At 56.4% G+C, this 12,403-nt stretch carries 12 protein-coding genes and 2 pseudogenes; 7 read left to right on the forward strand and 7 right to left on the reverse strand.

All coding sequences use genetic code 11. From position 1 onward, the window contains the following. Positions 1-39 precede the first annotated feature (39 nt). Genes ACQ86N_RS14810 through ACQ86N_RS14820 form a run of 3 tightly spaced genes read left to right on the forward strand, consistent with a single transcriptional unit; the run spans position 40 to position 1,690 of the window. Positions 40-534: a hypothetical protein gene (locus ACQ86N_RS14810; protein ID WP_431215811.1), complete on the forward strand. Its 495-nt coding sequence runs from the start codon at positions 40-42 to the stop codon at positions 532-534. A gap of 24 nt (positions 535-558) precedes the next feature. Next, complete coding sequence (locus tag ACQ86N_RS14815) at positions 559-918, forward strand: hypothetical protein (protein ID WP_431215812.1); 360 nt, start codon at positions 559-561, stop codon at positions 916-918. Between the two features lie 4 nt (positions 919-922). After that, complete coding sequence (locus tag ACQ86N_RS14820; protein ID WP_431215813.1) at positions 923-1,690, forward strand: hypothetical protein; 768 nt, start codon at positions 923-925, stop codon at positions 1,688-1,690. Positions 1,691-2,044: 354 nt separating this feature from the next. Here ACQ86N_RS14820 and ACQ86N_RS14825 read toward each other — a convergent pair. Then, a pseudogene (locus ACQ86N_RS14825) lies at positions 2,045-2,784 on the reverse strand (3-oxoacyl-ACP reductase family protein). A 74-nt stretch (positions 2,785-2,858) separates the two neighbouring features. On the opposite strand from ACQ86N_RS14825, the gene ACQ86N_RS14830 reads away from it, so the two are divergent. After that, positions 2,859-3,218: a winged helix-turn-helix transcriptional regulator gene (locus ACQ86N_RS14830; RefSeq protein WP_431215814.1), complete on the forward strand. Its 360-nt coding sequence runs from the start codon at positions 2,859-2,861 to the stop codon at positions 3,216-3,218. A 94-nt stretch (positions 3,219-3,312) separates the two neighbouring features. Here the strand turns inward: ACQ86N_RS14830 and ACQ86N_RS14835 are convergent. Together ACQ86N_RS14835 and ACQ86N_RS14840 are read right to left on the reverse strand one after the other, a co-directional pair. Beyond that, positions 3,313-4,727 (reverse strand): annotated as a pseudogene (locus tag ACQ86N_RS14835) (AAA domain-containing protein). A gap of 86 nt (positions 4,728-4,813) precedes the next feature. Beyond that, the gene (locus ACQ86N_RS14840) at positions 4,814-5,101 is read right to left on the reverse strand and encodes a hypothetical protein (RefSeq protein WP_431215815.1); all 288 of its coding nucleotides are present in this window, start codon (positions 5,099-5,101) and stop codon (positions 4,814-4,816) included. A gap of 156 nt (positions 5,102-5,257) precedes the next feature. Here ACQ86N_RS14840 and ACQ86N_RS14845 point away from each other — a divergent pair, with 156 nt between their 5' ends. From ACQ86N_RS14845 to ACQ86N_RS14855, 3 genes are all read left to right on the forward strand, one after another. After that, entirely contained in the window at positions 5,258-5,845 is a 588-nt protein-coding gene (locus tag ACQ86N_RS14845) for a hypothetical protein (protein ID WP_431215816.1), read from the forward strand. A gap of 183 nt (positions 5,846-6,028) precedes the next feature. After that, positions 6,029-7,198 (forward strand): transglutaminase domain-containing protein, encoded by a 1,170-nt coding sequence (locus ACQ86N_RS14850; RefSeq protein WP_431215817.1) that lies wholly within the window; start codon positions 6,029-6,031, stop codon positions 7,196-7,198. Between the two features lie 209 nt (positions 7,199-7,407). Further along, positions 7,408-9,024: a DUF3857 domain-containing protein gene (locus ACQ86N_RS14855; RefSeq protein ID WP_431215818.1), complete on the forward strand. Its 1,617-nt coding sequence runs from the start codon at positions 7,408-7,410 to the stop codon at positions 9,022-9,024. A 183-nt stretch (positions 9,025-9,207) separates the two neighbouring features. On the opposite strand, the gene ACQ86N_RS14860 is transcribed toward ACQ86N_RS14855, so the two are convergent. The 4 genes from ACQ86N_RS14860 to ACQ86N_RS14875 all read right to left on the reverse strand — a co-directional run bounded on the left by ACQ86N_RS14860 (position 9,208) and on the right by ACQ86N_RS14875 (position 12,310). After that, positions 9,208-10,035: a hypothetical protein gene (locus tag ACQ86N_RS14860; RefSeq protein WP_431215819.1), complete on the reverse strand. Its 828-nt coding sequence runs from the start codon at positions 10,033-10,035 to the stop codon at positions 9,208-9,210. A 42-nt stretch (positions 10,036-10,077) separates the two neighbouring features. Further along, complete coding sequence (locus tag ACQ86N_RS14865) at positions 10,078-10,854, reverse strand: DUF4097 family beta strand repeat-containing protein (protein WP_431215820.1); 777 nt, start codon at positions 10,852-10,854, stop codon at positions 10,078-10,080. An 82-nt stretch (positions 10,855-10,936) separates the two neighbouring features. Then, positions 10,937-11,761 (reverse strand): zf-HC2 domain-containing protein, encoded by an 825-nt coding sequence (locus ACQ86N_RS14870; RefSeq protein WP_431215821.1) that lies wholly within the window; start codon positions 11,759-11,761, stop codon positions 10,937-10,939. A gap of 3 nt (positions 11,762-11,764) precedes the next feature. Further along, complete coding sequence (locus tag ACQ86N_RS14875; RefSeq protein ID WP_431215822.1) at positions 11,765-12,310, reverse strand: RNA polymerase sigma factor; 546 nt, start codon at positions 12,308-12,310, stop codon at positions 11,765-11,767. Between the last annotated feature and the right edge of the window lie 93 nt (positions 12,311-12,403).

A 12,403-nucleotide genomic window follows, 5' to 3' on the forward strand; every position in this document is an offset into this window, starting at 1 on the left:
AGTAGGTCGCATAAGATCACTCAATTCAACTTCATTGGTATGAAAAGGCTCCTGATTCCCCTCGCCATCATCGCCGCAGCACCGGCATTTGCGCAGCATTCCATCGAACAGACCTGGCCCGGTTCCCGCCCCGCGCCACAGCCGATCGCCAGTTTCGACGGCCTCGGCGAAGGCTTCAGCGGCCCACAGGGAACCGCATACTACCGCAACCCTTCCGACAACGCACTGGCCGTCGGACCCGACTATATCTTCCAGATTGTCAATACCCGGATGGCGATCTTCACCAGGAAAGGCAAACGATTCGACAGCACCGGCCGCGTCCTCTATGGACCCGGCGAGACCCGCAACGTGTTTCGCGGCTTCGGCGGCCCCTGCGAACACATGAACAACGGCGACGCCGTAGTGCGCTATGACCAGCTCGCCAATCGCTGGCTGATCGTTATGCCCACATTCAGGAGAGGCATACCCCGCACCGAAGAAAAGATTCCGCCCACGGCGGCGTTCCCTATCCGCCCCAGCCGGGTGAAGCAGTGATGCTCTACCAGCCTGGACCGACCTATGCACAGGAACCCCAGCCCGGCAGCGCCCCGCGCACGGACCAAACAGGATTCCACTGGCACCTACTGCATGTGCTATGCGATCAGCACAGGACCCGATCCGATGGGGCCCTACTATCGCTATGAATTCGACCGCCCGCTCTTTCCCGACTATCCCCGGCCAACCATCTGGCCCGACGGCTATTATACCACCAGCAGCACCAGCGACAACCTCATCCAGCGCCAGGCGTTCGTCGTCGACCGCGACAAAATGCTAAAAGGCCAACCCGCCACCGAACAGGGCTTTTTGATCAACGGCGTCAATTTCCTCCTCAACTCCGACGTCGAAGGCCAGCAGGCTCCCGCCAAAAGGATCGCCTAATATAATGGTCGCCAACGGCGGAACCCAGCTGCAGAACAAATTCGAGGACGACGGCATCTATTTCTGGACCTTCCACGTCGACTGGAAAGACACGACACGAACGAAGATCGAAGGCCCTTTCAAAGTCAACGTCGCGCCATATCACTACGCCGGCGACGGACAGCTGAAAAAATCAGTCCCGCAGCCCGGCACCGATATGTCACTCGACACCCAGGGCGACAAGCTCCTCGGACGACTGGTTTACCGCCGCAACGGCCGGCAGGAATCACTGGCCGTCGTCCACTCGGTAAAAACTACCTCGGGCGGCAGCGGAGTAAGATGGTATGAGTTCCGGCTCGGTCGCCATCGCCGCCCCGCCGTCTATCAGCAGGGCACCTACGCGCCGGGAGGCGACTTCCGCTGGCTGCCGGGCCTGGCGATCGACAAATCAGGCAATATCGGCATCGGCTATTCCTTTGGAGGAGAAAAACAATTTGCAGGGCAACGGTTTACGGGCAGGCTCGCAGGCGATAGCCTCGGCATCATGAGCTTTGGCGAAGGGATCTTAGCCGAGGGACAGGCCGCACAGACCAACACCCTCCGCTGGGAAGACTATACCTATACCGCCCTCGACCCGTCCGACGACGAAACCTTCTGGTACGTCGGCGACTACCTGAAACAAGGTGCGAAGAACTATTCGACGAAGATCGGAGCATTCAAACTCAATCCCCCGGCCGCCGATAAGAAGGAACCCGCCGCGGGCAGGAACAAAACAGACGCAGGTAAGAAATAAAGGATAAGGCCTAATGGTCTATGGAATTATTTCTGCGCCGTAAAAATATAGGTCGATAACCCGGCCGGCGTCGCCAGAGTAGTCAAAAAAGACTATCGTTTTTGACCCTGCAGAATACGCGCGCAGGCATAGTCGCCTTTGAGCTAAGCACAGGTGCCGTACTAAAAACGAGAAATGAATCCACCTGGACGAAATTCGTCCCCTGTATCTGCGTCGTATCTATTTCTTATGACAGGCCGTAACCAGAACAAAGACGAATAAGACCACCAGCAGATAAGGTTTCATCGGTGCGTTTTACCCCTTGACAAGCATTCCTCCACAACCGTTGCACTTCAGATATTCGATACCTCCACGTCAAATATTCGTTCCTCCATCAACCGCAAACCCCGCTCCCGTGACATACCCTCCCTCCGGCCCTGCCAGCCAGGCGACAAGGCCCGCAATATCCTCGACCCTCCCATAGGCCGGTATCGCCATCCTCGAAAGCTGGTCCTTCGAAAACGGGCCGTCGGCAGGATTCATATCCGTATCTACCGGCCCCGGGTGTACCAGATTCACGGTGATCCCGCGAGGCCCCAAATCTCTTGCCATTCCCTTGGTCAGCCCGATCAGCGCCGACTTGCTCATCGCATACAGCGAGGCGCCCGGCACGGCTACCCGCTCCGCCAGACAGCTCCCGATGGTAATTATCCTTCCGCCTGAACCCAAAAAGGCAACGCCGCCTGACTGCCGGCGAACACGGCCCTCACATTGACCGCCATTATACGGTCGAAATCATCGTCGGTAAACGCGGTGATATCGTTAAAAAGGCCGATGCCGGCATTATTTACCAGGATGTCAAGCCCGCCAAAAACGCCAGCCGCCTCGCCGATCGCGCGGCGCACGGCCTTCGGATCGGCACTGTCGGCCGCAACGGCCAGCCCCTTCCCTCCGGCTTCTTCGATCTGCTTCACCACCGCAAAAGCCTTTGCCTCCGAATTGTGATAAGTAATTACGACATTCGCACCCTGAAAGGCGAGTCTTCTGGCAATGGCGGCGCCGATACCACGGCTGCCACCAGTCACCACTGCTGTTTTACTCTGTAAATTTTTCATGGAGTAAAACTAGGCCGGAGCAAATCTACAACCAACGCCCGCACGAATTGTACGCGGCTGACAAAAAAGTAAGTATGAGAAAGCTAACCTCGACCAACGCGGTCAACGAAGCCAGTCTTATCCGCAATTGCGGTGTCGTATATGCGCTGAACCTCATCGGCGGACGCTGGAAACCTACCATTCTCTTCTCCCTGCTCGACGGCCGGAAACGCTACAACCAACTGCTGAAAAACATCCCCGGCATATCCGAAAGAATGCTCGCCGCGCAGCTGCGCGAGCTCGAAAAAGACGGCCTCGTCAACAGGACCGTCTACGCCGAAGTGCCGCAACGCGTCGAGTACCAGCTGACCGAGCTCGGTATGACAGCGGCGCCGCTGCTGCAGAATATGTCAGACTGGGGCAACAGCCTCAGAGAACAAACCCAAACATTATAGCTCCACAAATTCCCACGCACTCTGATACGCTTCGTGCTGCTCCGCATACGTGATAAATCCGCCATAGAAGGGAAGCCGCGACAGGGTAGCGCTGTCACCGATCACCACCAGCTTTCTTACGCGCCCTGGTCATCGCTACGTTCATCCGCCGGATATCCGACAGGAACCCGATCTTGTTGTCGGTATTGCTGCGGGTCATACCGATATAGACAATATCCCGCTCCTGCCCCTGAAAACTGTCGATCGTATTCACCGCTATCTTGTCCGAATACTGTCGCAGCACCGCCGAATGTTCCATCAGGTGCTGAAGCAGACGCACCTGGTTGCGATAAGGAGAGATAATGGCCATCGACGGAAAGTCCGGGACGCTGTACCGCGCCGCCAGCTCTTCCACGGTATGTATCGCATGTCTGATCAGGAACGCCGCCTCTTCCGGATTGACCATTCCGGTCCCTTCCGGCTGCTCGTCATAACCGCAGCCCGCGGTGTCGATAAAGACCAGCGGCTTGTCCCCTTCGAAAGCGTACGACCGCCTACCGAAGCATGGGCCTTCAGCCGGCTTTCATAAAAGACCTCCGAAGAATAACCCATGATCACGGAGTTCATCCGGTATTGCTCGTCCAGCAGCGATACCACCCCGGGATGCAGGGCCACGTTCTTTTCCAGCAGGGTAGTGTTGAGACCGGACGCTTCCGCCGACTTCACCGTCGGGGGCAGCTGGCAGTGATCACCCGCCAGCACCAGCCGCTGCGCTTTCAGGATGGGGATCCAGCAGGCCGGCTCGAGCGCCTGACCCGCCTCGTCGATGACCGCGGTCTGGTAGCGCAGGTTCCTGATGGTATAGTGATTGGCCCCGACCAGCGTAGCCGTGACCACCTGCGCTTTGGAAAGCACATCCTCCAGAATATACTGCTCCAGCCTCTCGACCTCCTTCATTACGCTGCGGGCCTCGTCGAACAGCGCCTTCCGCTGGTCTCTTTCCGCCTTCCCGAAATTGCGCTTGTACTTATGGGCCATGTCTTTGAACTCGCTGGCCCTTTTCTTCAGCTTCTTGATCTCCCTGCTGCTGCCGTGCGCCGCCATCTTATCGTCCAGTGTCAGCGACTGCAGGCGTTCCGACACCCTGGCCGCATTGCCGATGCGCAGGACGTTGAGGCCCTGCTCCGACAACCGCTCACTCAGCAGGTCCACCGCGGTATTGCTCGGCGCCACCACCAGAACCTTTTCGCCGTTCCGCCTCACCATCGCACTGATCGCGTGTACCAGCGTCGTCGTCTTGCCCGTGCCGGGAGGACCGTGGACGATGGCGAGATCGCCCGCCTCGAGTATCCTCGCGACGGCAGCCTGTTGGGAAGGGTTCAGCGGCAAACCACCGAAATCTGTCTCTCGCCCATACCCACCGGAATCCTCCGCCAGCGCCGGTTTCTGCTGACCCGTCAGCACCCGCACAAGCCGCCCCTCCTCCTTCTTTTCCATCACCGACGCCGCCTGCCGCAGCGCAGAGAACATTTCACTATAGCTGTTGTCGTCGAAGAGAAGGTCGATCCCCAGTTTGCCATTGCGCGTCCAGTCGGGCAGTTCGTTTACCCGCAGCGTTAGTTTGAGCCGGTTGCCGCTCTGAAAAGAGATAGTCCCTTCCACCCGGTCGTTGACCGCATCATGATTGGAAAAAGCACCGCCGAAGCGCCGAAACGCAGCTGATGGGCGACGTCCTGGTTGGTCGTTCGCTCCACCTCCACGGTAAGATAGTCTCCCCTTCCGATCTCCTCGTCCTTTATGGCGATGGGATACCAGGCCAGTCCGGCGTCGCGCCGGTCGTTGACAGAGGCCGTTTCGGCCATCTCCCGGTAAAGCCTCCGGTCTTCCGCTTGCTCGGTTTTCAACAGGTCCGTCAATTTTGCGAAATAATCCATCGCGCAAAGATACGCCCGTAGCCCCAAAGAGGGTCGGATAGGGGCGCCTTTGTTAACGGCCGTTAACGAAACACCCTCAGGATTTTCCCTATTTTCATTCAGAATTATCCATTCAACCATTTTCCGATGAGGTGCATTTTACCACTCCTCGCCTTATTCTTATCCACCACAAACGGCCTGGCCCAAACCCGCCGCCCGGTCATGGAGTTCGGCATGGTCAGCCCGGAAAGCTTTTCACCGCATATCACCGGCGACAGCACCCCTCGAGCCGTCTACCTGTTCGACAAAGGTGTCGTCACATTCGAGCAGGGCTACAGCTCGGGCGGCGGATTCAGCGTCGTATTCAAAAGACACGTCCGCATCCTGATCCTCCACAAGAGCGCCCTCAGCCTGGCGACGGTCACACTGTCCAGATACCGCAAGAGCGACGCGACCCTCCAGGACGTAAAAGGCGCGACCTATAACCTCGAGAACGGAACGGTCATACCCACCGGCCTGGACAAGACCAATATCTTTAAAGACAAGAACACCAACTACGACCTGCAAAAGATCGCCTTCCCCAACGTAAAGGAGGGCTCGATCATCGAGTACAGCTACACGTTCGTCTTTCCGAATATCGGCTTTGTTCCCCCTGGACATTCCAGGGCAGCTTTCCCGAGCTCTGGAGTGAATTCGATATCACCGTTCCCCGTCTTTTCGACTACGCCGTCATGATGCAGGGCTACCAGAAGTTCGCGATCGATACCGTGATCACCTACGACGCCAATTCGCCGGGCATCAACTACGGCGTGACCGACCGGACCTTTTGCCAACCAGACCGTCCGCCACGTCTGGGCACAGGCCGACGTTCCGCCGCTGGAAAGGATCGAGCCGTATACCACGACGCTGAAGAACCACGTGAGCAAGATCGAGTTTCAGCTGTCCGCCGCCAGACGCCCCAACGGGTACACGGAAACGTTTTCCACGACCTGGCCCCAGGTCACCCACGAACTGCTCAGGAACGACCACTTCGGCGCCGAACTGGACGACCACCACCGGTGGCTCGACGACGAAATGAAAAAGGTCACTGCCGGTTCGGCCTCTCCCGAAGAGAAGCTGCGCCGGATCTACGCTTATATGCGGGATCATTTTACAACCGCGCCGCTCGAGCGCATCTATGTCTCGCAGCCCATCAAACAGACATGGCAGGAAAAGAAGGCCGGCTGCGTCGCCGATATCAATCTGCTGCTGACCGCTGTTTGCAAACACGAAGGTCTCGACGCTTCACCGGTCATACTCAGCTCACGCCCCAACGGCTATGCCCACGACGGATACCCACTGCTGAGCGAATACAACTACGTCATCACCCGCGTCCGCATTGGCGGAAAAAACTACCTTCTGGACGCTTCCAGGCCCTATCTCGGCTTCAACCAGCTGCCCGAACTCTGCTACAACGGCTATGCCCGCGTCATCGACTCTTCGCACGACCGTATCGCCCTGATGGCCGATTCGGCAAAGGAAAGCCGCCGGACGCTGGTGGTGCTCACCAATACAGACAGCGGCTTTACCGGCACCTATTCCCGCACCGCGGGCGTGTTCGAATCCATGGCCCTGCGGAACCAGCTGAAACATATCCATCCGGACGATTTCTTCGACAATATCAGAAAGACCCTGCCCGGAGACAAACAAATGGGCGCGGCGGCCTTCGACTCCCTCGAAACGCCGGAAGCCCCCGTCGTCTGGCACTACAACATGAAATATATTTTTTCACAGAAAAGGGTCTATTTCAATCCTATCCTGCACGAGCGCTTCAACAGCAGCCCCTTCAACCCGGAAGAGCGGCACTATCCCGTGGAAATGAACTACCGCATCGACAACGCCTATGTCCTGACCATGGAGATCCCAAAAGGCTATTCGGTCGAACAGCTCCCGAAGTCCCAGCGCATAGTGCTCTCCGACAGCGCCGGCTTTTTTGAATACAATATCGGCTCGGACGAACATTCCATCAACCTGCGGATCCTGCTTCAGCTGAAGAAAGCCGTCTTCCCCTGGAGGAATACGGCGGCCTCCGCGATTTCTTCTCGATGATCTCGGGCAAAGAAAAAGAACCCATCATCTTTAAAAAGACAGAACCATGAGCCCTGCCGTCCGCCCTTCCGCAGCCCTGCTGCTCCTTTTCTCGCCCTGACAGGCCGGAGCCAGGCGCCGGCGATACCGGACTCGATGAAAAAGAACGCCACAATGGTCGTGCGCAGCAACCTGCTGGAAATAGAGATCCTCTCCCCCGGAAGGCAAAAATGCACCGCCGCTATGTATACACCATCCTGAACAGCAGGGGCGACAACTACGCCAACGTGTATACCTTCTATGATAAATTCCATGACCTCGTCAGCGCGACGGGGATACTGTACGATGCGGAGGGCAAACAAATAAAGAAGATAAAAAAGGGCGATATGCAGGACTGGAATACCGACGGGTCGGGTATCCTGATGACCGATATGCGGGTAAAAGTCTATTCATTCGGCTGTCGCAGCTATCCCTATACGGTGAGCTATGACGAGGAGACCGAAATGAACGGCCTCTTCATGCTGCCCGAATGGCAGCCGCAGCCGGCAAGGAACGTCGCCGTCGAACAAAGCAGCCTGGTGATCAGAGCGCCTTCCGGCTATCCCCTTCGCTACAGGAACTACGACTACCCCGGAGAAACGGCCATCACCGAAGAAAAAGGAATAAAGACCTATACCTGGCAGGTGGGCCACCGGCCGGCACTTTATGACGAGCAGTTCGAACCCGATTGGGTCCGTCTGGAGACCCGCGTCCGCCTGGTACCGGGCGATTTCGAGATCCAGGGGTATAAAGGAACTCTCAGAGAGTGGAATGATATAGGTAAATTTGTCAATTACCTCTATCAGGGACGCGACCAGCTGCCGCCAGAGGCCAAAATAAAAGTACACCAGCTGACGGACGGGCTGACTGACGACCGCCGGAAGATCGCCGTTCTCTATCGATACCTTCAGCACAACACCCACTACGTCGGCATCGAGCTGGGCATCGGAGGCTGGCAGCCGTTTGATGCCGGCTATGTGTATACCAAAAGATACGGTGACTGCAAGGCCCTGTCCAACTATATGGTCGCCCTCCTGAAAGAAGCCGGCATATCGGCTTCCAGCGTCCTCATCCGCGGCGGCAATGCGCCCGCGCTCGACACGGACTTTGCCTGCGCCCAGTTCAACCACGCCATCGCCGTAGCTTTTACGGGCAGGGATTCGGTCTGGCTGGAATGCACGAGCTCTACGCTGTCACCCGGCTATCTCGGCAATTTTACCTCGGACCGCGACGCCCTCCTGATCGACCCGGCCGGCGGCCATATCGTCCATACGCCGGTGTATGGAGCAAAAGAGAATCGTTTTGTGCGGATCGTAAAAGGAAGCATTAGTCCGGAAGGCGATCTCGACGCAAGCCTGGTATACGACTATTCGGGGCTGGAGCAGGACATGCTGCAGTGGAGGATCGATCAGCTCACGCGCAAGGACCTCGTCAGGGCAAGGGTGGAAGACATGGGGATCCCCAACGAAAAGATCAACGACTGGTCCTATAGCAGCGACTCTTCGGCCGTCCCGGCGATTCCGTCTATCCGCGAGAATATACAGCTGTCCGCCGGACGTTTTGCAACGGTTAGCGGCAGCCGGCTGATTTTCACCCCCGGCTATTTCTTCAAACGCATGATCGGCGTAAAGGACGAGACGCATTCCCGGGCTTTCGAGCTGCCCAGGTCTTTTGAAGAGACCGATTCGCTCGTGCTGCAGCTGCCCCGGGCTACCAGCCGGAAGGACCGGCATTCAACGGCACGATCTCCTGCCCCTGCGGCAGCTATCGGATTCGAAGCAACTTCAGCGACGGAACACTCACGCTGAGCTGCTATTTCCGGCAGAACAAAGGCGTTTATGACGCCGCGACATGGCCGCGGCTGGCCCGCTTCTTCAATCTGGTTCACAGGGAAGGTGACAGGCAGATCGTGTTTGTCAAACAATAAAAAAGGGCCCCCAGGAAAAGGGGCCCGTAAGGTTTTTGAAAACCGATTCAATATTCAACCTTCTTTATTGTTTAGCCTTCTTTACGGAAAAAAATATTCCCGCTGATAGTTTGCAGGTCGATCTCCTTCCCCCGCCGCCATTGAGCTCGGCGGACACGGTCCCGCCGCCAACCTGCTTGATCCGCCGGCTGGTCGAGGTCAGCTCGATATTCGAATACATCGTTCCGCTGATGGTCCGCATCTTCAGTTCTGCCTTGCGCTGTGGAGCGATGGCGAGGTCGATATAGCCGCTGATGCTCTTGGCCCTGATCTCCGCGGTATTGCCCGTGATGGTGATATTGCCGTTGATCGTCTCGACGGAGAAGTCCGCGTTCTCGGGAACATACACCTCGTGGAAGATCTGGTTGTGACAGCTGCAGCAACAGCAGCAGTCGTTGTCTCCGTAGATGGTCGTACCGCCGCTCCTGACCACCTTTCCGGTAGAATCCTTCCTTCCGGAGCTGTCTTTCTTTCCGCCGCAGCAGGCGCCCTTGGGCAGCTCCAGTTTGGCAGACACATTGATGGTATTACCCGCCTCGCCGAAGACCATCTTGTAGTCATCGTTGTTCTGGTTATCGTTGACATTGATACTGCTCTTGATATAAACCTCGTTCTTCTTCCACGTGATGATCCGGATGGAATCGGAGATTTGGAAGTTCATCCGCACATAGCCGTTAGGCGCAAAGTCGATATGCTTCTCGACGATCTTTTGCGCTCCTGCCGGCAACAGGCCGAGACAGAGCAAAAAGAGGAGGATACTATTTTTCGTCCGGAGACAATTATTTTTCAATGGTCGGAGGGAAGCTCGCTGGCCGTCCCCCTGCATGTTAAGAGTCGTAATGCTCGGTTTCATGATCGATTTATTTGATGGTTAGTGACTAGCTGGTTGGAAGAATTACCCTTTCCGCAGGTAAATATTGCCGCTGATAGCGCGCAGCTTGAGGCTGGTTCCGCCGCCGTTCAACTGCGTTTTGATATTCCCGCCGCCTACCCGGTGCATATCCTTATAGGTAGCGGAGAGGTCGAAGTCGGAATACATACTGCCGGCCATCGTGGACAATTCGAGGTCGACAGCCGACTTGGCGGGCATGGTGACGTCGACGTCCCCGCTGATAGCGGCCAGCGAAATCGGCTTGTCTTTCGAAATATCGGTAAAGACTACATTGATGCCTCCGCTGATGGTGTTGATCACGAGCGGACCACTCACGTTCTTGAGGTTGACTTCCTGGCAGCTTTTCAGCTCTATCTCGTTCTTGATACCCGAAATATTCGTCTCGCCGCCGCGCGGACAATCCCGGTCGATCTTCAGGGCGATATTCTCGGGTACCCTCAGCTTGTAGCCGACGTCGTGGCCAAAGGATAGCAGACAGGTCAGGGTGACCGAATTGCCGTTCTTCTCCATGGCGATGGCCATGCCGGTATTGTCTACTCCTCCGCCATACACAGGTTTTAGCCCCTTTGCCTTCTCCGGCGTATCAAAATGTCCGTGCGTCACGGTGACGATGATCTCGTTGCCGCTGTATCCTTCGATGGGCAGGTCTCCGGTGAGATTGACAAGGGTCAGCTTTGCTTCTTTGTTGTTTTCTACGGCGACTTTGAATTCCTGCGCGGACGTCCACTGCGAGGCCGCGGCGACCACGAGCAGAGAAAAGATATACTTCATTTTTTTCATGTTTTTCGTTTTTTGCAAAGGATGGCTGGCTGGTAATCCGGTGTTACCTGCACAAGCATCGGGGTGTATGAATAGACGTTGATTACAATACTCTCAGGCCTTTCTGCGCAGCCTCCTTTACTTCCTTGAGGGCCTTGTCATTGGAAAGGATCGCCTTCATCGGCGATATGGCGCGGGTCTCTCTTTTTTCAGCCAGCAGATTGATCAGCACGATCTGGACGATCGGTTCGGTCTGTTTGGGCAGCGAAAGCACCAGTGAATCCCTGACAATCCGTTTGTCGGCCCAGCGGGAAAGCGAATACAGGGCCGCCAGACGTACATTGGCGTTCTTGTCGTTATTCAGCGAGTTGATCAGTGCGTTGATGACGGGCTCGTCGGGGTTGGACATCTCTTCGGCATAGCTGACGGCCTTGATGCGCTGGCTGGCCGATTCGTCGTCGATCAGGGAGAACAGCAGCATTTCCTTCATCTCTTTTACTTCTTTTCGCAATGTCGCCATCTCGTTCGGCTGACCGTCTTTTTTGTGCTGGAGCGCGGCGCCAGCCCAGGCTCCGCCGAGGAGCAGTACGATGGCGGCCGCAACCTGCCATATCCGGCGGGGAAGCGTCGCTACACGGGCGGTCTTCGCCGGGACCTCTTTTTCACCGGCACCGTCTTCGAGCAGATGACTCATGGAGAGCATATTCATCTCCGACTGCAGCAGCGTCTGGAAATTGTCCCTGAGCGACGCGGCGGGCTTTTGCAAAGTCGTATTCTTCATCGCTTCCAGAAGCAGCTGCATCTCGGCGGCCTCCTGCTGGCAGGCGGCGCAGGAATCGAGGTGCTTTTCCACCACCGCCGCCACTCCCGCGTCCAGCGACTGGTCAAGATATTCGATCATTACGGCTTGTATCTCTTTGCAATGCATGTCCTATGATTGTTTGAAATAAAGACTTCTCAGTTGCCGGATCGCCCGGAACACCTGGACCTTGATGGCCCCCACCGAGAGGTCTTTAATTTTTGATATCTCTTCGTATTTCAATCCCTGATACCGGCTCAGGACCAGGATCTCGCGCTGGTCGGGCGGCAAAAGAGCCAGTGCTTCGTCCAGACGCTGATAGTCGTCCTCGTTGTAACCCGCACTTTGGTCGGCCGGACCTCCTTCATCGTCAGCGCCGGTCTCAGGCAGCTGTCCCGGATCCTTCTGCCGCTGTTTGTAATGGTCGGCATAAATATTCCGCGCCATCCGGTAGAGCCATGTCCTGAACGTGCCCTGCGCCGGCTGGTAGCTCTGCCGGTATCGGATCACGCGGTAGAACAGATTTTGCGTCAGGTCTTCGCTGGTCGGCTTGTCAATGGTCAGCCGGAGGAAAAAATTGTACAGCGGTACATGGTAGCGGTCGAATAGCTCCGTCAATTCCGACAGATGACCGTCTTTCACCAGCAGCATTATTTTTTCGTCAGATAGTTCCGGCACCAGGATAATTATTGAATGGTTCTATAAAGATTACTTCCAAAGGTGGAAATGGTTACAGACTTGCCGGAAATATTTTTTTGCCCGCACGGTCCA

Source organism: Puia sp. P3, from assembly GCF_050632245.1.
Classification (GTDB): Bacteria; Bacteroidota; Bacteroidia; order Chitinophagales; family Chitinophagaceae; genus Puia.

Coding starts and splice junctions, on each gene's coding strand:
- ACQ86N_RS14855 (WP_431215818.1), top strand. CDS start 7,408: ATGCACCGCCGCTATGTATACACCATCCTGAACAGCAGGGGCGACAAC.
- ACQ86N_RS14820 (WP_431215813.1), top strand. CDS start 923: ATGGTCGCCAACGGCGGAACCCAGCTGCAGAACAAATTCGAGGACGAC.
- ACQ86N_RS14870 (WP_431215821.1), bottom strand. CDS start 11,761: ATGCATTGCAAAGAGATACAAGCCGTAATGATCGAATATCTTGACCAG.
- ACQ86N_RS14830 (WP_431215814.1), top strand. CDS start 2,859: ATGAGAAAGCTAACCTCGACCAACGCGGTCAACGAAGCCAGTCTTATC.
- ACQ86N_RS14845 (WP_431215816.1), top strand. CDS start 5,258: ATGAGGTGCATTTTACCACTCCTCGCCTTATTCTTATCCACCACAAAC.
- ACQ86N_RS14860 (WP_431215819.1), bottom strand. CDS start 10,035: ATGAAACCGAGCATTACGACTCTTAACATGCAGGGGGACGGCCAGCGA.
- ACQ86N_RS14865 (WP_431215820.1), bottom strand. CDS start 10,854: ATGAAAAAAATGAAGTATATCTTTTCTCTGCTCGTGGTCGCCGCGGCC.
- ACQ86N_RS14810 (WP_431215811.1), top strand. CDS start 40: ATGAAAAGGCTCCTGATTCCCCTCGCCATCATCGCCGCAGCACCGGCA.
- ACQ86N_RS14815 (WP_431215812.1), top strand. CDS start 559: ATGCACAGGAACCCCAGCCCGGCAGCGCCCCGCGCACGGACCAAACAG.